Raw genomic sequence first — 23,345 nt, 5'->3', positions numbered from 1 at the left:
AAAAAATAGCGGCAAATATGCCGCTATTTCCAAGAATCACCGAAAAGTTATTATTGAGCTGGTACCGGAGCTTTTGGTTTAGCTGTCGAAGGCGCTGTCGGTGCAGCAGGCGCGGCGCGTTTTTGAGGGCCAACCTTTTGAGCCATTGCTTTACCAACATTTGTCGCTAAATCTTGAGCAACTCCTTGACGCCATACGTCATAGGCAGAAAGAATATCCTTGACAGCAACCGGTCCTTCTGTGAGCAATTTCTTGCCTGTATCAGACGTGTAGAAAGCGGTAATTTGGTCAAGTTCCGCTTGGGAGAAATGCTTGGCATAAGCACGCGCTGCTTCCTTTTCAAGATCGGCACGACGTTTGACCAACGCCATGGCCTGCTCGTCGACCGTATCGGAAATGATATTCGAAAGATTAGGGTCTTTGCGCATGAGCTCGTCTTTCAAATCACGAGCGGTGCTTGGCAGAAATTCATCAAATTGGTCTGTTGCATGGATTGCTGCGATTGCTTTTTGTGCTGATTGCAAGTGGGCTTCGCTAATATCGTCAGCATGGGCAAAATTGATTCCGATACTAACAATGGCAACCGTTCCCAGCGTTGCAGCAAGGCGGCGAATGGAAAATGCCGTATTCATTCAGTGGTTACTCCATAATTGTGGTCAATAATTCTTAGCCATTTTTTTCGTCAAGAAATATCCCGATGACAAAGACATTTACTCTAAAAATCCGACTCTTCCAAAACTTTTATTTCACCATTAGCCATTGCGACCACTGATTTGTTAGCCAAATTCAAAAATAATCCGTGCTCGACAACGCCGGGAATAGAGAAAAGCGCATTCGACAAACTCTCTGGATCAGAAATACGGCTAAATGATGCATCAAGAATAAAATGTCCACCATCAGTAACAAAAGTTTTGTTATTTTTGACGCGTAAAGAAATATTACCTGAAAGGCCAAGGCTTTTTGCAACGTCGACAATGGCCAGTTTTGTTGCTTGCAAACCGAATGGATTGACTTCAATCGGTAACGGAAATGCGCCGAGTGTTTTTACAAGTTTGGACTGATCAGCAATGACCAACATTCGGGCGGATGCAAAAGCCACAATTTTTTCCCGCAACAGAGCCCCTCCTCCACCTTTGACAAGCGCCATCTTCGGTCCGATTTCATCAGCACCGTCAATATCAAGGTCGAGACTGGGCATTTCATCAAGGCTGGCAACCGGTATTCCCAACTCACGACACAATTGTTCGGAGCGTTCCGATGTCGCAACACCTGTTACTTTCAGTCCTTCTTTTACTCTAAGAGCCAGTAAACGAATAAATTCATTAGCCGTTGAACCGGTACCAATTCCCAATTTCATTCCGTCTTCGACAAATTCGACGGCCTTTGCGGCAGCGGCTTTCTTTAATTGCAGAGAATCCATGACGATCAGTTTTTCCTCAAAAATGCTATTTACCTCTTACGTATCGGTCCAAAAATTGCAATCACTACGCGTAATGAAACTGCTCTTTTGGACAAAATTCGCCGATTTATACCCCGTTTTTATAGTTGATAAAAAATATCCAGTTTATGCTTGATTTCGGCTCTAAAGTTTCATATGTTTGTCATGTTTATTTGAGTCGTATGGGTTAATTTGGACTTGGTTATCGATAATGATTGTTTGTTCGTGTAACGTAATAACTCAATCAGAGATCGAAGATGTGATCAATTCTCTGTTGGAAGAGGATTGTTGGCAATTGATTGTTCCCGGAAAAATTTATAAAGTACTGGCGAAGCGCGGCAAGTGTTGCTGTTGCTTTCCGAATATACTTGAAACTATTATTCGAGTTTCGGAAAATTTTCATCGCCTACATAATCGGGACGAGGCTGAAATTATCTCCTATCTTGATCGTGTGCGCGCATTACGATTGAAATATAGGAGAATAGGCCAACATGAAAGGTCACGAAAAGGTCATAGAGCAGCTTAATCATGCGCTCTTTTTGGAACTCGGTGCAGTCAATCAATACTGGATCCACTACCGTTTAACCGAAGATTGGGGTTACACAAAACTTGCCAATAAGGAACGTGAAGAGTCTATTGAAGAAATGGGCCACGTTGACAAGCTGGTAAAGCGCATTGTTTTCCTCGAAGGTCACCCTAATCTTCAAACGCTTGCACCATTGCGCATCGGACAGAACATTAAAGAAGTTCTCGAATGCGACTTGGCTGGTGAATATGAAGCAAGAGAAGCTTATCGCGTTGCACGTGAACTATGTGCCGAACTTTCCGATCATATTTCGAAAAAAGTGTTTGACGAATTGTTGGAAGATGAAGAAGGACATATTGACTTTCTCGAAACACAGCTTGCTCTTCTCAACAAGATTGGTGAAGAGAAATATGGTCAGCTCAATGCCGGTTCGGCCGAGCACGCTGAAGCAAAAGAGTAATTTTTTTGTTTATTGGCTGGGGCTCAAGAAAAACTTTGCTCCAGCCAGTTTTTATATTTTGTTCTGTTTCAATTATATTTTTTCCGAAAATATAATCACTCTTGCAAAAAAGAGTTTTAATAAAAGTAAGCCATTTAGACGATCGAATTATTAAAGTGGTCGATTTATTAAGTCAATTTTCAGAATGGAAATTTTCGATAACCTGAGCGCGATGCTGTCACGCCTGTAATGTCGCGTCAATAATGTCCCGCCTTTAAATTTCACGTCAGTCATGTTGTTAAAACCGGTGAAATGGGAAATTTGCCTTTCGGATATGTCGTTCAATATTGTAGATTTTTAGCTTGCTATCAAATATCCCGACGCCGGATAGTTGATCGACGCATTTGACGTTTCATGAAGACCAATGAATATTCATCAATAAGATCAGGGCTTGATGTTTTACCTGTTTTTCAGCTATCCGAAACTAATTCTCCAATGCCCTCCGATTGATCAATCCAGAATAACAGGCCACCTACTTTTCTTATTTTTCTAGTTCAAAATTTAGAACCTGACAAACGCAAATATTTCCTGTGTTCGTTCCAGGGGCGCGTTGGTCCACTTTCGATTGCCGATATAATTTTGCCATTGTCTGTTACGACTATGCTGCCTTTGAGATTCAAGGAAGTTTCGGTAATGACCTTTTGTTCCGGTCTGCAATTTATCAGATGAATATTGCTGGAAAGTACGAGTATATCATCATCCGGACAGGTCAAGTCGCTGCTATTTTGCTTTTCAATCACCGCTATTTTCAACCCGCCGTCTTTTTGCGCATGACACGTACCATGATCACAAATGAATTGGGCATTCTTCTGGTGGTCTTCTGACGACGGGCCGACAATTCCGTTCAAAGCATATGAACGCAACCAAACTTCCGTTGTAAATCTGGTCGGTTTAATATCTGTAATATAAAGGGTTTTGTCGTCTATCAATCCGACTGCTCCTTTATCTTCAGATATAAGCAATAAAGGCTGTGTTTGATGAATGACAAAAGTTATACCGGCCAAAAAGAATATTGTGGAAAACAAACATAGTCTTGTTTTGAAAAACAGCAGGATTACGAGGCCGATGGATAAAAAAACCAATGCTATAGGGGGTATCAGCCCCGGATTGACGTCGGGAGAAATCGAAGCCACGCTATAAGCTATCTTTTCGACAATTTTCACCCCTACTCCCATAATTTGCAAGGGCCACCACTCCAGACCAAAAGGCATCAGCAGCGCGGCGGCAAGAGCGAAAGGCATGACAGCAATCGACATAACAGGAAAGGCTAAAGCGTTGCTAAGAACGCCTAAAGGCGCCGTGTTGGAAAAATGATAAGCGGAAAAAATCCCGCTTGCGAGTCCCGCAACAAGAGATGCGACGGCTGTTGAGAGAACCGGAAACAGAACAATTCGCATCACGCCAGCGCCGAAAAACATTGGCGTTGTCTGAAAACCGGATTTATGTTTCCGGCTCCACCAGCCAAATGTTGCAATCAAAGCTCCGGTTGCCGAAAATGACATTTGAAAACTCGGTCCCAAAACTTCATGAGGAAACACAACCAGAGTTATAATTGCTGCGATAGCAAGGTTACGCATTGTAATTGCGGAACGATCAAAAATTATTGCCACAAGCATAACCGCAACCATTACGAAACTGCGTTGGGCAGCAACGTCCGAGCCGGACAATAACAGATAGAAAGCGGATACAAACAACGCCGCCGCAGCAGCAATTTTCTTTGATTGATAGCGCGAAGCAAAAGAAGGAAATAGTGCAAGCAATGTCCGGAAAACAATTAAAACCATTCCCGCCACCATCGCCATATGTAAACCCGAAATAGACAATATATGGGAAAGTCCGGCTATGCGTAATGCTTCATTTGTTGCCGTTAGAATACCGCCCCTCTGGCCAGTAATAAGTGCCGCTGCTATGCTACCTGTTTCGCCGCCTATCGCATTGATTATTCTGTTTGTCATTGCCAATCTGAGACGCGCGACTGCCAGAGAGAACCGTTCCAGTGACGAGGTGGGCGGCTCCACAAAAATCTTTGTCGGTTTACCGACAAAATATCCTTGTGCGCCGATTGATTGAAAATAGTTTGCAAAGCTGAAATCATAACTGTCAGGACGTATCGGTCCGGAGCTTGCCCGTAATTTTGCACGTCCTTCGATACCATCTCCGGGTTCAAATTCGGTGTTGTTACTGGAAAATGTTAGTTTTGCACGTTCGGGAGCGTGGTCGAGATATGGTTTTTCCGTGGAAATTATATCCACGATCAACCGTGATTTCCCTCGCGTTACTTTTTCAACAGAGATAATTCGTGCTTTGATTGTCGAAGAGATATCATTTCCGAGCATTGGTGTAGAAAGACGCCACGTTTCTATTTTCGAACACATAGCTCCAAGAAAAATGCACATTGCCAGACCGGTTATATAAAAGGCCGGACGAAAGTGGCGGGAGAGAATGAAGATCCCGATTGCCATAATACAAAGTGCTGTAAGAGTAGCGCCATCAGGCTCATAAGAAAGTCTGAAATATGTTACAACACCGACAGTCATGAACACAGGTATTAATAAAAATAATAATCCTTGTTCGCGTTCGAAAATGAATGCGGAATACCCCCACAAAAATATATCGGCGAGTTGTTTATAAAGCCGCTTTAACCCTGTTTTATGTGGAACGATAAATGGTATATCATCTGGCAGACTCACGACATGCCGTTCAAGCGGACTGTAAAGCTGCGCAACAGACCTTGTTCTGGTTTTAACGGATTGGCTGTTCAACCTTTGCGCATTTGATTTGCTTTCTAACGCATTTCTCTGCTTTATAATTCTATCCGTCCCCGTTGGTATGGCTGGTGCATGGTGCTGAGTCTATGCTAATGGTTCGACGCCATACTGACAATGGAATACTCATAGAAATCTGGAGACATTATGTCCACGCCTGTAGTTACACGTTTTGCCCCTTCACCAACCGGTTTTCTCCATATCGGAGGGGCGCGTACCGCTCTTTTCAACTGGCTTTATGCCAAACACACTGGCGGCAAGATGCTGCTCCGCATTGAGGATACCGACCGCGAAAGATCAACAAAAGCTGCCGTCGATGCAATTATTGACGGATTGAAATGGTTGGGACTGACATGGGAAGGCGATCCCATTTCACAATTTTCGCGCGTTGACCGGCATCGCGAAGTAGCAGAAGAACTCGTCAAAAAAGGTCAGGCCTATTATTGTTATGCAACGCCGGAAGAGTTGACCGAAATGCGTGAAAAAGCGCGCGCAGAGGGAAAGCCTCCGCGTTATAACGGCATATGGCGTGACCGTGACCCATCTGAGGCTCCCAAAGGAGTGAAACCTGTTATCCGCATCAAAGCGCCCCAACAGGGCGAGACAATTGTGCATGACCGCGTTCAGGGCGATGTACATTTTCCGAATAAAGATCTCGACGATTTCATTATTCTTCGTTCGGATGGCACGCCGACATATATGCTTGCAGTTGTTGTAGATGATCATGACATGGGGGTCACTCACGTTATCCGCGGTGATGACCACCTGACCAATGCGGCCCGCCAGACAATTCTATTCAATGCTATGGGCTGGGATGTTCCGGTTATGGCTCATATCCCGCTCATCCATGGGGCAGATGGTGCGAAACTTTCAAAAAGGCATGGTGCGCTCGGCGTAGATGCCTATCGTGCCATGGGTTACTTGCCTATTGCCTTGCGCAATTATCTTGTTCGTCTCGGCTGGAGCCACGGAGACGATGAAATTATGTCGACCGAAGATATGATCTCGTGGTTTGATATTGACGACATTAACAAAGGTGCAGCGCGCTTCGATTTTAAAAAGCTCGAAGCGATCAATGGTCAATATATGCGTATGAGCGATGATAAAGATTTGTTTGACGCTGCGCTTTCTATTCTGCCCGAGATTGAAGGTGGTAAAGAACTAGAGGCCAAACTGAACGAGAAAAATCGTTCAGAATTCCTAAAGGCAATGCCGGAGCTCAAAGAGCGCGCAAAGACACTTGTCGAGCTTATTGATAATGCTGCTTTTATCTTTTCTGACCGTCCATTGAAACTCGATGAAAAGGCAACCAACCTATTAAGTGACGAGGGCAAGGCCATCCTCAAGGGAATTTATTCTTCTCTCGAATCTTGCACCGACTGGACCAAAGAAAAGCTTGATCATATTATCCGGAACTATGCTGAAGAGGCTCAATTAAAGCTCGGTAAAGTTGCTCAGCCATTGCGTGCGGCATTAACCGGAAGAGCCGTTTCGCCAGGCGTTTTTGATGTTCTTGTCATTTTAGGACGTGACGAGTCGCTTGGACGAATTCGTGATCAGATTGCTTAAGGAAAAATCGTAAAACAAGCTTTATAATCTGAAAACGAGTTTAGTATTTGATGTTTAATTTTGTGCCACAGCCTTTTTTTCAAAGGGCTGTGGCTTTTTTTCTTAACAGTTTGAATAGAAATCAGAAGTTGCAAGAATTCCCCTACATTTTTACGCAATTTTTCAAAATTGAATCACACAAGATTGACACCGGTAACGTAAAAATACGCAACTTAGACATTGCAAGCCGGCTCTTTTCGGATAATCTGGAAAACAACACAGGCATTGGACATGAGCCGCAGTCATTACCTGTAATGCGAACGCGGTACCTCATCGTTTGTGGGGTGGAGGCTCTGAAAGGGAAGACACATGATAGATAATAAAGCACATATAACTGTTGACGGTAAAAGCATTGAGCTTCCGGTACGTAAAGGCACTATGGGGCCGGACGTTATCGAAATTGCTCCGCTCTATAAAGAAACCGGAACATTCACTTATGATCCCGGTTTTACGTCAACAGCTTCTTGTGAATCTAAAATCACTTTTATCGACGGAAACAAAGGCGTATTGCTGTATCGTGGCTATCCGATAGATCAGCTTGCAGAACAGGGCGATTTCCTGGAAACCTGTTACCTGCTTCTATACGGTGAACTTCCGAGTAAAAAACAAAAAGAAGATTTTGACCGCACAGTGCGCGAACATACAATGGTTCACGAACAGTTTTCGCGATTCTTTCACGGCTTCCGCCGCGACTCACACCCGATGGCTGTGATGGTGGCTTGTCTTGGAGCAATGTCGGCCTTCTATCACGATTCACTTGATATCGCTGATCCCCGTCAAAGAATGATCGCATCAATCCGGTTGATTTCGAAAGTACCGACTCTCGCCGCTATGGCCTACAAATATTCAATCGGCCAACCGTTTGTTTACCCACGCAACGACTTGGGCTACGCTGCTAATTTCCTGCAAATGTGCTTTGCTGTTCCTTGCGAGGAATATAAAGTTAATCCGGTGCTGGCACGCGCTATGGATCGTATTTTCATTCTTCATGCCGACCATGAACAGAATGCTTCGACATCAACTGTTCGTCTAGCCGGTTCTTCGGGTGCCAACCCGTTTGCATGTATTGCTGCCGGCGTCGCCTGCCTGTGGGGTCCTGCTCACGGCGGTGCTAATGAAGCCTGCTTGAAAATGCTTCAGGAAATTGGTTCGGTTGATAGAATTCCTGACTTTATCGCACGCGCCAAGGATAAAAACGATCCTTTCCGCCTGATGGGATTTGGTCACCGCGTCTATAAAAATTACGACCCTCGTGCAAAAATCATGCAAAAGACATGTCATGAAGTTTTGACCGAACTTGGTATCAAGGACGATCCGCTTCTCGACATCGCTATGGAACTCGAACATATTGCTCTTAATGATGAATATTTCATCGAGAAGAAGCTTTACCCGAATGTTGATTTCTATTCCGGCATTACATTGAAAGCTCTCGGATTCCCGACCGATATGTTCACAGTTCTGTTTGCCTTGGCACGCTGTGTCGGCTGGGTTGCACAATGGAAAGAAATGATTGAGGATCCGGCACAGAAGATCGGCCGTCCGCGTCAGCTCTATACCGGAGCTGCACGTCGTGACTATGTTCCTATCGACAAACGGAAATAATTTGCTTCGGAAATATTCAATTTTCCGAAAGATAAAAATTCTAACCCCGCCACAACATTTTGTGACGGGGTTATTTTTAATTCAAACATTACGTTAGAGACCGAGGTAGCGTCGTTAAAAAAGTCGGCTATTTAGTGTCTTCGACGAATTCCATAAATTCACTCAACTCTGCTAACCGACATTCGCCGCCGGTCACACGCCGCTCACAACCGGCATAAGACGCATCTTCAGCCGGTTGCCTGCATTCGCGTAGCGTTTAGCGACTGCCTATAGTCTGGCTGGGCAATGGCATGATTTAACGCACTTTATTGGGCAGTATAGCCGCCATCAATAACCAATTCCGAACCGGTGACAAAACCGGATTCATCGGAAGCAAGATAAAGAATACCGTAAGCAATATCGTCCGGTACTCCTAATTTTCCAATCGGGTGGAGAGCTGTTAACTCTGCTTTTCTTTCCTCGACATTGCCGCTGTCTATGGCATTTTGTTCAACCATCGGTGTCCAGATATAGCCAGGATGGACGGAATTGACGCGAATTCCATAACCCGATTTTGCGCAATGCAATGCAGCAGACTTCGTGAAAAGGCGAACCCCGCCCTTACTTGCGTTATAGGCAGCAAGCGTTGGGTCCCCAACCAAGCCTTCGATCGATGACAAATTGATAATCGAACCGCTCTTTTGATTTTTCATCACACGTATCGCTTCGCGGGTACCAAGAAAAACCGCATCAAGGTTGATTGATAAGAGAAAGCGCCATTTTTCCAAAGTTTCGTCTTCAGCCGAAGCCGAATGCCCAACGCCTGCGTTATTCACCAGAATATCCAGCCGGCCAAAGAGACTGACTGTGTCATCAACAACTTTTTTCCATTGGTCTTCCTTGGAAACGTCATGTTTCATATATTTTGCAGTACCGCCGGATTTATTAATTTCCGCCTCTACTTTTTTGCCTTGCACTTCATCAAGATCAGTCAAAACAACCTTCGCACCTTCTTTGGCTAGAAGACGTGATGTCGCCTCGCCCAAACCTTTTGCACCGCCTGTAACGATTGCAACTTTGTCTTTCACCCGCATAGTAAATTCTCCTCATAGCTACATTGAAATAGTATTCAATTTTAATCGCAATTATCGAATGTTATCAGAAGAATTGATTATCGTACAATTGTCAATTTTTCGGCTGCACGCGTAATTGCTGTATAAAGCCAACGTTCGCGCGTATCACGAAAAGCAAAACTCTCATCAAATAATACAACATTATCCCATTGCGAGCCTTGGGCTTTATGGACCGTTAAAGCATAGCCATAATCAAAATCATCATAACGGCGCTTCATTTGCCAGGAAATCTCGCTTTCCGGGTCATCAAAAACTGCTTTCAGTAACTTGATTTTTGCAACACCGCGATCGTCATCTTCAGGAGTGACGAGCAAACTTATACCGGGTTTTACGGTTTCCTTGGATGCCGTCATTACCCTCCATAACGACCCGTTCAACAAACCTTTGGCCGGATCATTGCGCAAGCAAACAAGCTTATCGCCGGCTTGCGGGTAATCGGCTGTAAAACCTTTGAGTTCTCTTAAACGCTTATTATAAAGGCGACGTGTTCGATTAATGCCAACGAGAACCTGATCGGCGTCGAGAACCAGTTGCTGGTCAACCTGCTTCCGCGTTATGACTTGAGCCGCACCATAGTCGCCATAGTCAATATCGCGTCCTTCACGAACATCCATTGCCAGACGGATAATCGGGTTATCCCGTGCTTGACGGTGAATTTCCGTCAAAAGGAAATCCGGTTCATGTTCGGTAAAAAATCCGCCTCCCGATATTGGCGGCAATTGTCCGGGGTCTCCCAACACAAGAATAGGGGTTCCAAAGCTCATGAGATCACGGCCGAGCTGTTCATCAACCATTGAGCATTCATCAATGACAACAAGCTTGGCCTGTGCAATCGGACTTTGACGATTGAGTGAAAACATCGGTGCCATCGAAGTTTTACCTGTGTTTTCGTCGGCAACTTCTTCTTCACCCCTTGGGCGATATATCAAAGAGTGAATAGTTCGCGCATTGCTCGCGCCTTTTGAGCGTAACACCTGCGCCGCTTTACCGGTGAAAGCGGCAAATTGCACCGTACCATCAACGCTTTCGGCAAAATAGCGTGCCAAGGTTGTTTTTCCCGTGCCCGCATAGCCAAACAAACGAAAAACCTGAGACTGACCATTTTTAAGCCAATTTGCGACGCTGGTCAGTGCTTTATCTTGCTGTGGTGAAAATTGCATAACTTATCCAAACAGGATTCGACGGTTCAGAGCAAGTCCATTATAGTCCTTTTAAAAACAGCACCTGTGTTTTTAGGGAGGAAGATATGTCCTACATCGATTTCTGTCATCATTTCAATCTCGAAATCCCGCTTATTCAAGCTCCAATGGCAGGAGTTTCAACACCGGAGCTTGCGGCAGAAATCTGTAATAATGGTGCTATTGGCTCTCTGGGATTGGGCGCATCCTCGCCTGATGCTGCATCTCGGGCAATAGAAACATTAAAAAAGGTCACAAGGCGACCATTTAATATCAATTTTTTTTGCCACAAGCCTGTCAAGCCCGACGAACAAATTGACGACGCGTGGCTTCAGAAATTAAGCCCCCTATTCCACAAATTTAACGCCGAGCCACCTCGAACTTTGCGGGAAATCTATAGCAGTTTTTATATGAACGACGAATTGTTCGAGCTCGTTATGAAAGAAAAACCGGCAATTGTGAGTTTCCATTTCGGACTTCCCGAAACCGAAAAAATCTTGGCTATGAAGCAAGCGGGAATATATCTCATAGCAACAGCAACCAATCTTGATGAAGCTTGGGCTATTGAAAAGGCCGGCTTGGATGCAATTATTGCTCAAGGTTATGAGGCCGGCGGTCATCGAGGGACATTTGATGAAAATTTAGCGGACTCATGTCTTTCTCTCAAACAGCTTTTAAAGGTAATTTTGAAAAATCTTTCCATCCCCGTCATAGCGGCTGGCGGATTGATGGATGGTCAAGATATTGCAGAATGCATTAAAGCCGGTGCGAGCGCGGTACAAATGGGAACCGCTTTTATAGCCTGTCCCCAATCTCAAGCCGATAGCGGATATAAACAAACTCTCGCCAGCCAATCAGCATATCATACAGTTATGACACGTGCTTTCTCAGGGCGACCAGCGCGTGCGCTTTATAATTCTTTTGTCGATTTCACCTGGCATCAGCCGGATAAAGATGTACCTTCCTATCCCTATGCCTATGACGCGGCAAAACAAATTGCCAGTCTTGCCAAAGAAAAACAGGACTTCGGATTCGGTGCCTATTGGGCTGGCCAAGGTGCTCCCTTTTCCCGGCCGATGGACGCAAAGAAACTCCTTGCTTGCCTCAAAAAAGAATTTCTTGCTGCTATGCAATCGTCATAAAAATAGCGTTTAAAAAAAGCCCCTACCTTGCGGTAGAGACCTTCAAACTGGTTTATCGTTTAGCTTTCCGTTATCACATGCCGTCCGGACCACGGTTCATCGCCGAAACACCTGTACGACATATTTCTACCAATCCCAAAGGCTCCATAATGGAAATAAACTGATCGACTTTGGCGGTGCGGCCGGTAATTTCGAAAATAAAATGTTCGACCGTTGCGTCAATCACCTTGGCGTGGAATGCCTCGGCCAAACGCAATGCTTCCACACGATCGGCACCTTCACCTGTTACTTTTATAAGTGCCAATTCCCGCTCGATAGGTCCATCTTGCCCCTGCTCACGTGCACGAACAGTCAAATCGACCACGCGATGAACCGGTATAATCCGTTCCAACTGATGACGAATCTGGTTAAGAACTTGCGGCGTTGCCCGTGTCACAACCGTAATACGGGAAAGCTTTTCTGCATGTTCTGTTTCCGAAACTGTCAAGCTTTCAATATTATAACCGCGTCCAGAAAACATCCCGATAACGCGCGCAAGCACGCCCGGCTCGTTATCAACGAGAACTGCAAGCATATGCGTTTCCATCGGGTCATTATTCGGCTCGATAAAATAAGCCGAACCAAAACTTAAATTCTGTGCGTTCATCATTCTATCCCTTATACAAGCGAGCGACCTTTTGCGTCGATAGCATTCTGAATTGTTTCATCATTAGCTTCGTCAGGAAGAAGCATGTCATTATGTGCCCTACCCGATGGAATCATCGGAAAACAATTTTCCTGCTTGGCAACCACACAATCAAAGAAAACCGGCTTGTCGCATTCAAGCATTTCTTTGATTTTCCCATCCAGTTCATCCGGTTTTGAACATCTGATACCAACAGCACCATAAGCCTCGGCGAGTTTGACAAAATCCGGCATAGCATCTGTGTAGGAATTCGACAGCCTGTTTCCATGGAGAAGCTGCTGCCATTGGCGCACCATTCCCATATAATGGTTGTTCAATATAAACACCTTGACGGGTGTTTTATGTTGCATTGCCGTTGCCAATTCCTGAATGTTCATCTGGATCGAGGCGTCGCCTGCAACACAAATAACCAGCGCATCAGGATGCGCAATTTGCACGCCGATCGAAGCCGGAAAGCCATATCCCATCGTCCCTGATCCACCCGATGTCATGAAATGGCGTGGTTCCTCGAAGCCATAATACTGAGCTGTCCACATCTGGTGTTGGCCAACTTCCGTAGTGATATATGCGTTTTTGTCTTTCGTCAGTTCATAAAGGCGTTTTATCGCATATTGCGGCATAATAACATCGGATCTGTGCTTATAAGCCAGACAATTACGCGCTCTCCAGTGATTGATTTCATCCCACCAGACTTTTCTTGCTTCTTTGTCCGGCACCGGTTTCAGAGCACGCAAACTGCGCGTCATATTTTCCAGAACATGCGCAACATCGCCGACGATCGGGACTTCAACCTGAACAGTTTTGTTGATTGATGAAGGGTCGATATCGATATGAATAATTCTTGCTTTCGGTGCGAAAGCGTCAAGACGACCGGTAATACGATCATCAAAACGTGCACCGATGGCCAACATCACATCGCAATCATGCATTGTCATATTGGCTTCATAAGTACCGTGCATACCGAGCATACCCAGCCAATTTTTTCCTGATGCCGGATAGGCACCCAATCCCATCAGTGTTGATGTGATAGGAAAATCACCGAGAGCAACAAGTTCCCGCAACAATCTTACCGCATTGGCACCGGAGGAAATAACACCGCCGCCGGTATAAATTACCGGTTTTCTCGCTTCAGCAAGCATTGAAACTGCATATTCGATTGCTTTGGCGTTACCGTCCAATTGGGGGCGATAGCTTTGGCGTGGCATGGACCGCGGCGCGGTATAAACGCCCGAAGCAAATTGTACATCCTTCGGTATGTCGATCAAAACCGGTCCCGGCCGTCCTGTTTGTGCAATATAGAACGCTTCATGAATGATGCGGGCAAGGTCGTTTACGTCTTTTACCAACCAGTTATGTTTCGTGCATGGGCGTGTAATACCGACGGTATCGGCTTCCTGAAAACCGTCTGTACCGATCAGCGTTGTAGGAACCTGCCCTGAAAAACAGACAAGCGGAATAGAATCCATCAATGCGTCCTGTAATGCTGTAACGGTATTTGTAGCCCCCGGACCAGATGTCACCAACATAACGCCGACTTTACCGGTACTGCGAGCATATCCTTCGGCTGCGTGTCCTGCTGCCTGCTCATGGCGAACAAGAATATGTTCGAATGAATTCTGCTGATAAATTTCGTCAAAAATCGGGAGAACTGCTCCTCCGGGGTAACCAAATACACGTTCTACCCCTTGATCGATAAGCGCTTGTACGACCATTTCCGCACCAGACATTGTTTTTCCGTCGAAACTGTCTTTTGGTTTTGGTTCTTCTGTCATTTTTCCTACTCGTCAACTGAATTCTTTGGCTAATAAAAAAGGCCCCCAAGGGAGCCTGTTTCGCGTATGAGTGGCTATTAGCCGAATGGTTACACCATTTGCCCCATACGCGTTCGCACTACTAGAATAATCTGTTTCATGCACGAAACATTATTATGCCTATGACAGCCCGTCAATCCAAAAGTTTCAATTTTTATCTAATATGTGTAGTTTATTAAGCAGAAACTTGATTTTCCGATTGCATGTTTTTGTATAAGCCGCTTCTGTTATGTACATGTTATAGAAATCAACGTTAAAAGGCACACGGATCTGACAGACGACTTCAATCGTCAGAAAAATACAATTTCCTGAACCTTTGGAAGTTTTTACCGCACCGTCTACGGCACGTTTGACGAATTACAAGATTATTTTTCATATGATTTAGAAAACCGGCATATTTCCCACTTCGGTTCAACCCATGGCAAACCTCAATTCCATATCCAGCTTATGAGGTAACAAAAACGGTTGGAGCACGAAGCAAGCGAGCTCTGAAATTCCTCAACAATATAGATGATATAATCGCCGGTTCATTCGTTCGATTAAATGGACAATGAGAACAAAGAGCCCAGTTCTGTTACCAAGATCCGGTCGAAAAGTCAGGATATCTTGCGAGTGACATATAATTGTCCCGGCACAGGCTCACCCTGTTCGGCACGAACAACTATATTATTGACGCTTACACATTCAATATTGTGTTTTGCCAATTCATTCCGGATATAATCCTCGTTGTGGGCAAAACGTTGATGAGGTCCTACTTTATAGCTCAGTCCGTTAAATGCGCTTTCGGAAAGTGTTTCGGTTGAAAAACCGAAAACTCCATGTTGTGCAAGACGTTCAGAAACTTTGTCAAAAAACAATCCGATGTCCCCCATATAGGGTAGAACGTCGGTAGCGACAATCAAATCCCACTGTTCGGCAGAGCGTGTAACAAATTCCACGGCATCGCCCACAAACAGATGCTGGTAATCACCTTTTTCATGTGCAATCTCGATCATATTTTCGGAAAGATCGACACCGGTCTTGTCACTTGCCAGATCATCAAGTGCATCAGCCGAAAGTCCTGTGCCACAGCCAAGATCGAGCATTCGGTCAAATTTCAAGTCGGGAAAAGCTGCTAATAACTGTTCTCGCAATTGTAACGGTACGTCATAGCCCAATTGATCAACCAGAATATAATCGAACATATCGGCATTTTGGTCGAATAAAGTTGCCACATAGGCTTTTGGAGCAGTCTTCGGCGTTTCTCCCCGATTAATAGAAGCAAGTCTCACTCTAATCCCGCCATAATCTTCGGGATCTGCTTCCAATGCCCGCCGATATGCTGCGGCTGCTTCATCAAATTTTCCCTGTTTTTCAAGGGAAAGCCCGAGGTTATAAAAATGTTCCAATTCGGCTTTATTCGTCTGTGCCACTTTGTTTTCTTCTTTCCGATAAATGACGGGCAATGATCGTACATACCATCAATTGTATCTGGTGAAATAACATGAGTGGCAAGACAATTGCGCCGATTGCCCCACCCGAGCCGGCAAAAATGGCATTTGCCATTGGCGCGCCACTTGCGAGACTTTTTTTCGAACCACAAAAAGTAATTGTTATGCAGTCCTTCTCGTCGAAGCCTAACAATTTTGACCCATACCATGTGACGGTCAATACAATCGCTAGCAAAACCACGTCGATAATAATCATCACAATCAGATCGTGCCAGCTTGTGGTGTGCCACAATCCGCTTGTAGTCGCTTCGCTAAATGCAAGATAGACAACCAGAATAATTGACCCTCTGTCGACGATTGAAGTCAAGGATTTGTGCCGCACTATAAAATTTCCGATAAAGCGCTGGCAAAGCTGACCGAGAACAAACGGAATAAGCAGTTGCACCAGAATGCTTTCAAATGCCGTTGCCGATATGGTTGCGTTGCCACTGCCTGCGGAAAACAGAAGTCCGACGAGAAGCGGCGTTAAAAACATGCCAAAAATATTCGATGCTGAAGCCGAAACAATTGCAGCAGGAATATTTCCACCGGCAATGGACGTGAAAGCTATCGACGATTGGACCGTTGAAGGCAAGACGCACAAATAGAGGATGCCCGCATAGAAAGCAGACTCTTTCAACCCCGGAACGATAATGCCTGCCAAAACACCCAAAATCGGAAAAAGAACAAATGTCGCAAGAAACACTGTCAAATGCAGTCGCCAGTGAACAATACCGGCTAGAACCGCTTGCCACGGTAACTTTGCTCCGTGCAGGAAGAATAGTAATCCGACAAAAATCTGGGTAAGCAACGAAAACCAATCCGCCGCTTTTCCGGATATTGGGGCGATGCTGGCAATGATAATTGCCACAATCAGCGCAGTTAAGAATTTGTCTGGCAAAAACTTCATTATTGTTATTCTTCTTGTTGTACGAAGAAAATGGAATAGTTGATGAGTAGCCCCTCGTAAATGGATCTATCATTGTTCTGGCAAAGACAGAGGCACCAGATTATATTTAAATCTTTGTGCATTGTCATAATAATGTGACGCAGATTTCTTGATGCCTTCAATTTCCTCATCGGTCAACCCTCTGACAAAACGTGCCGGATTGCCAACAATAAGTGACCGGCTCGGAAACTGTTTTCCTTGAGTAACCAATGCCCCTGCTCCCACTATCGACTCTTCGCCAATAACCGCGTGGTTCATAATAATGGCACCCATTCCGATCAAGCTGGTATCTCCAATGGTGCAACCGTGAAGGATGACTTTATGACCAATAGTACAATTTTTGCCAATTGACACTTCGATACCAACATCGGTGTGAACCATTGTCATATCCTGAATATTTGTTCCCTCACCAATAGTAATCGTTTCATTGTCCCCGCGCAAAACGCTTCCGAACCAAACACTGGAGCGCGGCTTTAAAACCACCTTTCCGATAATTTCGGCACTTTCTGCAACCCAGCTTGCTGAACTATCTTCAACAACGGGATCTATACCATCAAGCCGATAAAAAGCCATTTGCATTTCCCTCCGGAGATAAATTTCGGTTAGTCCGAATGTTTTGTTTTAATGATATTATCGAAGCGATCATTCGCCTGTACGGTTAGATTTGCCAAAACAATAACCGAACCGTCATCTTTAGACGTCTTTTTGACGACCTCACCATTCTTGTAAAGCCAATCAAGAAGACCATATTCATCCGGCTTGAGAACAATTTGCCGTTTGATCATTTCGCCAGATATTCGTTTTTCAATAATCGCGAGAAGTTTGTCAACGCCTTTGCCGGTTAGAGCAGAAACAGCCACAACCGGCGTGAGAGAAGTGCGGGCAGAATCCTGCAAAGCAGCCAGTGACACATCGTCGAGCAAATCGACCTTGTTCCAGACTTCTATAATGTGATGAGGATCATCTGTATCTACACCGAGACTTGATAAAATATTCAAGACATCCTGCGCGTGGGCGTGGTTTTCGACGTCCGACATATCGCGCACATGAAGGATGAGGTCAGCTTCGACAACCTCTTCCAATGTGGCTCTGAATGCTGCAACGAGATGGGTTGGAAGATCGGAAATGAATCCAACGGTATCCGACAACATCACCGTCTGTTCGTGCGGCAAGATTACTTTGCGCAATGTCGGATCAAGTGTTGCAAAAAGCATGTCTTTGGCCAGCACATCCGCGCCCGTCAAACGATTGAATAATGTCGATTTACCGGCATTGGTATAACCGACAAGTGCTATAACCGGATAAGGGACTTTTTTTCTTTTCGCCCTATGGAGTGCTCTTGTTCTGACGACTGTTTCAAGTTCACGCTTAATGCGGACAATTTTGGCCTGCAAAATGCGCCGGTCAGCTTCAATCTGTGTTTCACCAGGTCCGCCGAGAAAGCCGCTGCCACCGCGCTGTCTTTCCAAGTGGGTCCAACTTCTGACCAATCGACCCTTTTGATAATTGAGGTGGGCAAGCTCCACCTGAAGGACACCTTCTTTTGTTCTTGCCCTATCGCCAAAAATCTCAAGAATAAGAGCTGTGCGATCAATAACTTTGCAGTTCCAGGCTTTTTCAAGATTTCTCTGCTGGATCGGCGTCAGGGAAGAGTCCACGACCGCAAGGTCGATTTTTCCATCAGAGACAATTTTGCCGATTTCTTCGACTTTTCCCTGACCTAACAAGGTTGCCGGGCGCGGTTTTTCAACATTAACGGATATTTTTTCAACAACATCCAACCTGATGGCTTCGGCAAGCCCGACCGCTTCGTCGATACGCGTGCGCGACGAAGCTTCATAATTTTTTTTTGAATTCTCCCGATCATATATGACGGGAACGATAACAATTGCTCGTGTTTCAACTGTTTGTCTTGAAATCAGTTTGTGGGTCTTGTCATGATCGTCCATCATGCCAAGCTAACCACAAAACTCGACATAAAAGTAGGAAGACCGGGAAGTGAAAAGCCCGGAAAGCGGAAAGACCATATTTTTTGACAAGAAAACTTTTTCAACCGAAAACTCTTTTTTGAAGTTTCAACCGAAAATTCCTTTTTAAAAAATGCCCAAGAAGCTATTTCCCCGAAAAACTATTAAAGAGAAGCTATTCAATGTCCTCTTCTTCATCCAGCATCTGCACCGGCTGACTAGGCATTATGGTCGATATCGCATGCTTGTAAACGAGCTGGGAGTGCCCGTCACGTCGCAGCAACACGCAAAAATTGTCGAACGAAGTTACTATGCCGGTAAGTTTGACGCCATTTACCAAAAAGATTGTAAGAGAAATCTTCTGTTTACGTACTGCATTCAGAAAGAGATCCTGCAGGTGCTGCGATCGTTCTGTCATTGTTCTTATACCTATATTTCGAACCGCATAAAATTCTAATTTGTTCATATCGAACAAAAAACCACCAATTGTCAATCCGTAACTACAACCGCGCCCACAGCTTTAAGTAGCATAATATATTAAACAGTTCAGGTTTTTCGGGCAATCATCATGGTGATCGGAAGCGAATTGCGCCATACGTGAAAATTTCCCAAAGGAACCGCTTCGGCAAATGCAAGATGAATGAGGCGCGCATTAACTTTTTTGGAATGCTCTGCAAGGATGGCATTGGTTTCAAGCGTTACAGCATTGACAACCAGCCTTCCACCGGACTTCAAACTTTTCCAGCAGCAGTCGAACAAATCGGGATGGGTAAAACCGCCGCCAATAAATATAGCATCGGGGCTTTCAAGGCCAGCCAGACAAAACGGCGCTTCTCCTCTGATAAGCGAGAGACCGATAACTCCAAAGTGATCGGCATTTTTTAAAATCGTATTTTGTCTACTCTCTTTTTTTTCAATTGCATAAGCACGTGTTCCTCTAGCGGCACGTAACCATTCAATCGAAATCGAGCCGCTACCGGCTCCAACATCCCACAATACTTCACCAAATTTCGGAGCAAGATGCGCCATAGTAACTGCCCTGACATCCTGTTTGGTGAGTTGACCGTCTGTGAAAAAGGCGTCATCAGGCAATCCCGAACAAAAACTAAATCCGGTATCTGCACGATCGGCGTGACATTCAACCGCTACCAGATTGAGATTTTCGCAATCATCAAGGTCGAATTTATCAGCCTTTCGAGCGCGAATGCGCTGTTTTTCACCACCCAAATGTTCCATGACAGTCATTTCGCTTCCACCAAAACCATAATCTACTAGGAGTTTTGCAAGCTCTGACGGACTGTTTTTGTTTTCCGACAGAATAATCAATCGGTTATTGTTCTGCAATTGGCCAAGGATGGAACGAATAGGACGGCCGTTGATTGAAAGGCAGACTGTATCTTGCAAGGCCCAGCCGAGATGGGATGCGGCCAATGAAAACGACGACGGATGTGGCAGAACCAATACCTCGGCTACGGGTACTTTTCGAAGTAAGGTTGCTCCTGCTCCGAAAAACATAGGATCTCCGCTGACCAGCGCGACAACATTTTGCCCTTTTAACGACAATATTCCGTCTACGCCTTTTGAAAAAGGTGACGGCCAAGGAATTAATTTTGCCGGCAAATTTTCAGGCAAAAAACCAAGGTGTCTTTTGCCGCCAAATATATAGGAAGCCGCAGTTAAAGCATTTTGTTGGCGCAGCGTAAGGCCACTCCAGCCGTCATCTCCGATACCAATAATTGTCAGCCAAGGTTTTTTGTTCATTCACGTTGATCGGTAAGCTATTTGTCCCTATTTAGCTTTATTAGAATCTGCCCACTCCGAGAGCAAGCAAAATGATTACCGCCGCACCTACAGAAAATGAAGTTAAAATCAAGGCAGTTCAGGATAGACGATTTGCCTGTCCGGGATTGTTTCGTATGCCGCTAGCTAATGATGGCGGGATTTGCCGAATAAAACTACCGTTAGGCCGTTTGACGAGCGAGCAAATTGACGGCATAGCAGACGCAGCCGAAACCTTTTCGTGCGGCTATGTCGAACTCACAACAAGAGCAAATGTGCAAATACGCGCTGTTGCAAAAAACAACCAACAGAAGTTGATCAACAAAATTCTTGATCTTGGTCTTGGACCTTTAACTCCGGAAGGCGACGATATTCGAAATGTCATGGTTGCACCAACAGCCGGCATTGACGTAGACATGTCGTGTAATACTGTTGAATTTGCCGACAAGCTTCTTGCTATGTTGCAACTTGAAAAAAACTTTGCGAGCCTGTCTCCGAAATTTTCATTTCTGATAAATGGCGGTGAAACAACACAGGTTTTGAACCATAAAGCCGATATCTGGCTTTCAGCCCATCCTGACGGCAAAGCTTACAATTTCGGATTTGCTTCATCGGCGCTCGATATGCCGGATAGCAAATCGCCTACCATTGGCAGCATCACAGAAAAAAAAGCGCTGGAATTTATACGATATGCGCTCGGATTGTTCATCTCCATAACAAAATCCGAACCTTCCATAAGTCGCATGAAGCATCTTTGTGTCAGTGGCAAATTTAAAGATTTTCTTGCCCAAATCTATCAACACTTTGGCAATGATATCTCTAAACCGTTGATGAACCCCGAATTACACGAAAACCTTTCGACATTAACCGGCATATTACCGCAGAAACAGAAAGGCTTTTTTTATGTGGGTGCAAGACCTGCACTGGGACGAATGGCATCGAAAACCTTGCACGGCATTGCAGAACTTGCCAGAATGCGCGCTCGCAACACGCCGATACGCCTTACCCATTATCAGGGGATCATCATACCCGATTGCAGTCGGGATGAAGCAACATTGATCAGAGACGGCCTTTCGAAACTTGGGCTTGCAACCGATGAAAACAACCCTGCACTTTATGTTTATTGTTGTGCCGGTGCGCCTCTCTGTCATTCGGCACTTTCCAATGTTCAACGTGATGGAAAATATCTCGTTGAGCATTTTTCAGGCAATCCGAAAGCGCTCGTTCACTTGACCGCGTGTTCAAAATCCTGCGTGGCAACCGAAGCTTTTCCATTCACGATTCTCGCTGTCAAAAACGGTATTTATAACCTCTATCGTGCAAATTTAACGAATGAGACGGGAAAAAATAAATTCGGGCAACTTTTGTGCGAGAATATGAGCATATCTGATGTTATGCGCTATATTGAAAACGAGAAATAGAAAAATTCCATAAAAAGGCGTGAAGCTATGCTTGATTACTTGAGAGATGGTCAGGAAATTTACAACCGGTCATTTGCAACAATACGCTCGGAAGCTGATCTCACCAATATACCGGCCGATCTCGAAAAGCTGGTTGTCAGGGTTATACACGCCTGCGGTATGACTGACATTGTGAAAGATATTGCATTTTCCGACGGCGCTGGCAGTATCGGTAGGAAGGCGCTCGCCGACGGTGCTACAATATTATGCGACGCCAAAATGGTTGCCGAAGGAATCACACGAAAACGTTTACCGGCGAATAATCAGGTTATCTGTACACTCGCAGATAAATCTGTAGCGGAACACGCGAAAAAAATCGGAAACACGCGTTCAGCAGCAGCAGTCGAACTTTGGAAACCTTATATAAAAAACTCTGTTGTCGTCATTGGTAACGCACCGACAGCACTCTTTCACCTTCTTAACCTCATTGAACAAGGTTTTGAAAAGCCTGAATTGGTTATCGGCTGTCCGGTAGGATTTGTCGGCGCAAAAGAATCAAAACAGGCTTTGGCTAAAAACCAATTTTCCATACCCTATATTGTTGTTCACGGAAGACGGGGCGGTAGCGCAGTGGCAGCGGCTGCTATTAACGCTTTGGCGAGTGAACGCGAATGAACGGAAAACGAGCAAAGCTTATCGGTGTTGGCGTTGGCCCCGGCGATCCCGAACTTATAACGGTTAAAGGAATGAAAGCGATCCAGTCCGCCGACGTTATCGTTTATCACGAAACGGAAACGCATAACAGCAATGCGCTAAGAATTGCCAAGCGTTGGATTTCTGAAAAAGCACATTTACAGCCATTGACCTACCCCGTAACTGTGCAATCGGACAGCCGATCCGATCTTTATCGCGAAAAGTTAAATCAGTTTTATAACAACTCGTACCAAACGATTGATTTATATTTAAAAAATAACAAAACTGTTGTTATTTTGGCTGAAGGGGATCCGCTATTTTATAGCTCGTTTATGTATCTTTATGACCTTTTGGGAAAAAGCTACCCGACAGAAATCATTCCGGGTATTTCTTCAATATTCGGAGCTGCATCTGTTTTACAGGTGCCTCTGTGCTACCGCAATCAAAGCTTTACCGTTTTGTCGGGCGTGTTGGAGAAACAGGCGCTTGTCGAAAAACTCCGCAATGGCGATGCATTTGCTATTATGAAAGTGGGAAGAAACCTGTCCAAAATAAAAGAGGCTTTGGAAATAACCGGCCTGACGGAACGCGCACTTTATATCGAACGAGCGACAATGGACGAGCAGAAAATCATTCCTATCCTTGAAGCTGATAGTGAAAAATCGCCCTATTTCTCACTTGTATTGATACCGGGTATAAAGCATCAGAATAAGACCTGACAT

General features: G+C 44.9%; 21 protein-coding genes. 8 read left to right on the top strand and 13 right to left on the bottom strand.

The window, feature by feature from the left end:
- Nucleotides 1-50: 50 nt before the first annotated feature.
- Nucleotides 51-632 (bottom strand): DUF2059 domain-containing protein, encoded by a 582-nt coding sequence (locus H3S83_RS06635; RefSeq protein WP_077971336.1) that lies wholly within the window; start codon nucleotides 630-632, stop codon nucleotides 51-53.
- A gap of 83 nt (nucleotides 633-715) precedes the next feature.
- Nucleotides 716-1,420 (bottom strand): ribose-5-phosphate isomerase RpiA, encoded by a 705-nt coding sequence (rpiA, locus tag H3S83_RS06630; RefSeq protein WP_198239234.1) that lies wholly within the window; start codon nucleotides 1,418-1,420, stop codon nucleotides 716-718.
- Nucleotides 1,421-1,649: 229 nt separating this feature from the next.
- On the opposite strand from rpiA, the gene H3S83_RS11475 reads away from it, so the two are divergent.
- Both H3S83_RS11475 and bfr read left to right on the top strand, forming a co-directional pair.
- Entirely contained in the window at nucleotides 1,650-1,964 is a 315-nt protein-coding gene (locus tag H3S83_RS11475; protein WP_077971333.1) for a (2Fe-2S)-binding protein, read from the top strand.
- Nucleotides 1,930-2,424, top strand: a complete 495-nt coding sequence (gene bfr, locus H3S83_RS06625) for a bacterioferritin (RefSeq protein WP_077971331.1) — start codon at nucleotides 1,930-1,932, stop codon at nucleotides 2,422-2,424. Before H3S83_RS11475 ends, bfr begins: the two co-directional genes overlap by 35 nt.
- 533 nt (nucleotides 2,425-2,957) lie before the next feature.
- Here the strand turns inward: bfr and H3S83_RS06620 are convergent.
- A complete protein-coding gene (locus H3S83_RS06620; protein ID WP_198239233.1) occupies nucleotides 2,958-5,153 on the bottom strand; it encodes a ComEC/Rec2 family competence protein in 2,196 nt (731 codons plus the stop codon).
- A 222-nt stretch (nucleotides 5,154-5,375) separates the two neighbouring features.
- Here H3S83_RS06620 and gltX point away from each other — a divergent pair, with 222 nt between their 5' ends.
- Nucleotides 5,376-6,797, top strand: a complete 1,422-nt coding sequence (gene gltX / locus H3S83_RS06615; protein WP_198239232.1) for a glutamate--tRNA ligase — start codon at nucleotides 5,376-5,378, stop codon at nucleotides 6,795-6,797.
- 348 nt (nucleotides 6,798-7,145) lie between these two features.
- A complete protein-coding gene (gene gltA, locus H3S83_RS06610) occupies nucleotides 7,146-8,438 on the top strand; it encodes a citrate synthase (RefSeq protein WP_077971323.1) in 1,293 nt (430 codons plus the stop codon).
- A gap of 305 nt (nucleotides 8,439-8,743) precedes the next feature.
- On the opposite strand, the gene H3S83_RS06605 is transcribed toward gltA, so the two are convergent.
- Both H3S83_RS06605 and H3S83_RS06600 read right to left on the bottom strand, forming a co-directional pair.
- Entirely contained in the window at nucleotides 8,744-9,511 is a 768-nt protein-coding gene (locus H3S83_RS06605) for a glucose 1-dehydrogenase (RefSeq protein WP_198234248.1), read from the bottom strand.
- A gap of 77 nt (nucleotides 9,512-9,588) precedes the next feature.
- Nucleotides 9,589-10,710 (bottom strand): ATP-dependent RecD-like DNA helicase, encoded by a 1,122-nt coding sequence (locus H3S83_RS06600; RefSeq protein WP_078039465.1) that lies wholly within the window; start codon nucleotides 10,708-10,710, stop codon nucleotides 9,589-9,591.
- Nucleotides 10,711-10,796: 86 nt separating this feature from the next.
- On the opposite strand from H3S83_RS06600, the gene H3S83_RS06595 reads away from it, so the two are divergent.
- Complete coding sequence (locus H3S83_RS06595; protein ID WP_198239231.1) at nucleotides 10,797-11,870, top strand: nitronate monooxygenase family protein; 1,074 nt, start codon at nucleotides 10,797-10,799, stop codon at nucleotides 11,868-11,870.
- Between the two features lie 73 nt (nucleotides 11,871-11,943).
- Here the strand turns inward: H3S83_RS06595 and ilvN are convergent, their stop codons facing one another.
- The 8 genes from ilvN to cbiE all read right to left on the bottom strand — a co-directional run bounded on the left by ilvN (nucleotide 11,944) and on the right by cbiE (nucleotide 20,512).
- Nucleotides 11,944-12,516, bottom strand: a complete 573-nt coding sequence (gene ilvN / locus H3S83_RS06590) for an acetolactate synthase small subunit (RefSeq protein WP_077971318.1) — start codon at nucleotides 12,514-12,516, stop codon at nucleotides 11,944-11,946.
- A gap of 11 nt (nucleotides 12,517-12,527) precedes the next feature.
- Nucleotides 12,528-14,327 (bottom strand): acetolactate synthase 3 large subunit, encoded by a 1,800-nt coding sequence (locus H3S83_RS06585; protein WP_198239230.1) that lies wholly within the window; start codon nucleotides 14,325-14,327, stop codon nucleotides 12,528-12,530.
- 635 nt (nucleotides 14,328-14,962) lie between these two features.
- Nucleotides 14,963-15,778: a methyltransferase domain-containing protein gene (locus H3S83_RS06580; RefSeq protein WP_077971316.1), complete on the bottom strand. Its 816-nt coding sequence runs from the start codon at nucleotides 15,776-15,778 to the stop codon at nucleotides 14,963-14,965.
- A complete protein-coding gene (locus tag H3S83_RS06575; RefSeq protein WP_078039461.1) occupies nucleotides 15,762-16,745 on the bottom strand; it encodes a bile acid:sodium symporter family protein in 984 nt (327 codons plus the stop codon). Before H3S83_RS06575 ends, H3S83_RS06580 begins: the two co-directional genes overlap by 17 nt.
- A gap of 69 nt (nucleotides 16,746-16,814) precedes the next feature.
- Nucleotides 16,815-17,357: a gamma carbonic anhydrase family protein gene (locus tag H3S83_RS06570; RefSeq protein WP_198239229.1), complete on the bottom strand. Its 543-nt coding sequence runs from the start codon at nucleotides 17,355-17,357 to the stop codon at nucleotides 16,815-16,817.
- A gap of 29 nt (nucleotides 17,358-17,386) precedes the next feature.
- Nucleotides 17,387-18,736 (bottom strand): GTPase HflX, encoded by a 1,350-nt coding sequence (hflX, locus tag H3S83_RS06565; protein ID WP_198239228.1) that lies wholly within the window; start codon nucleotides 18,734-18,736, stop codon nucleotides 17,387-17,389.
- A 190-nt stretch (nucleotides 18,737-18,926) separates the two neighbouring features.
- Nucleotides 18,927-19,169, bottom strand: a complete 243-nt coding sequence (gene hfq, locus H3S83_RS06560) for an RNA chaperone Hfq (protein ID WP_077973529.1) — start codon at nucleotides 19,167-19,169, stop codon at nucleotides 18,927-18,929.
- A 128-nt stretch (nucleotides 19,170-19,297) separates the two neighbouring features.
- Nucleotides 19,298-20,512 (bottom strand): precorrin-6y C5,15-methyltransferase (decarboxylating) subunit CbiE, encoded by a 1,215-nt coding sequence (gene cbiE, locus H3S83_RS06555; protein ID WP_198239227.1) that lies wholly within the window; start codon nucleotides 20,510-20,512, stop codon nucleotides 19,298-19,300.
- Nucleotides 20,513-20,583: 71 nt separating this feature from the next.
- Between cbiE and cobG the strand changes: the two genes are divergently transcribed.
- From cobG to H3S83_RS06540, 3 genes are read left to right on the top strand one after another with little or no spacing between them, the layout of a single operon-like run.
- The gene (gene cobG / locus H3S83_RS06550; protein ID WP_198239226.1) at nucleotides 20,584-21,951 is read left to right on the top strand and encodes a precorrin-3B synthase; all 1,368 of its coding nucleotides are present in this window, start codon (nucleotides 20,584-20,586) and stop codon (nucleotides 21,949-21,951) included.
- A 27-nt stretch (nucleotides 21,952-21,978) separates the two neighbouring features.
- Nucleotides 21,979-22,605, top strand: coding sequence for a precorrin-8X methylmutase (locus H3S83_RS06545; protein ID WP_198239225.1), 627 nt, complete (start codon nucleotides 21,979-21,981; stop codon nucleotides 22,603-22,605).
- On the top strand, nucleotides 22,602-23,342 hold the full coding sequence (locus tag H3S83_RS06540; RefSeq protein ID WP_198238165.1) for a precorrin-2 C(20)-methyltransferase: 741 nt from the start codon (nucleotides 22,602-22,604) through the stop codon (nucleotides 23,340-23,342). The genes H3S83_RS06545 and H3S83_RS06540 overlap by 4 nt, the downstream gene beginning before the upstream one ends.
- Nucleotides 23,343-23,345 lie beyond the last annotated feature (3 nt).

It is taken from the genome of Bartonella sp. W8122 (assembly GCF_016102485.1).
Lineage (GTDB): Bacteria > Pseudomonadota > Alphaproteobacteria > Rhizobiales > Rhizobiaceae > Bartonella > Bartonella apihabitans.
The sequence above is the reverse complement of the archived record's forward strand: the minus strand, read 5'-3'. Positions and strand labels throughout refer to the sequence as shown.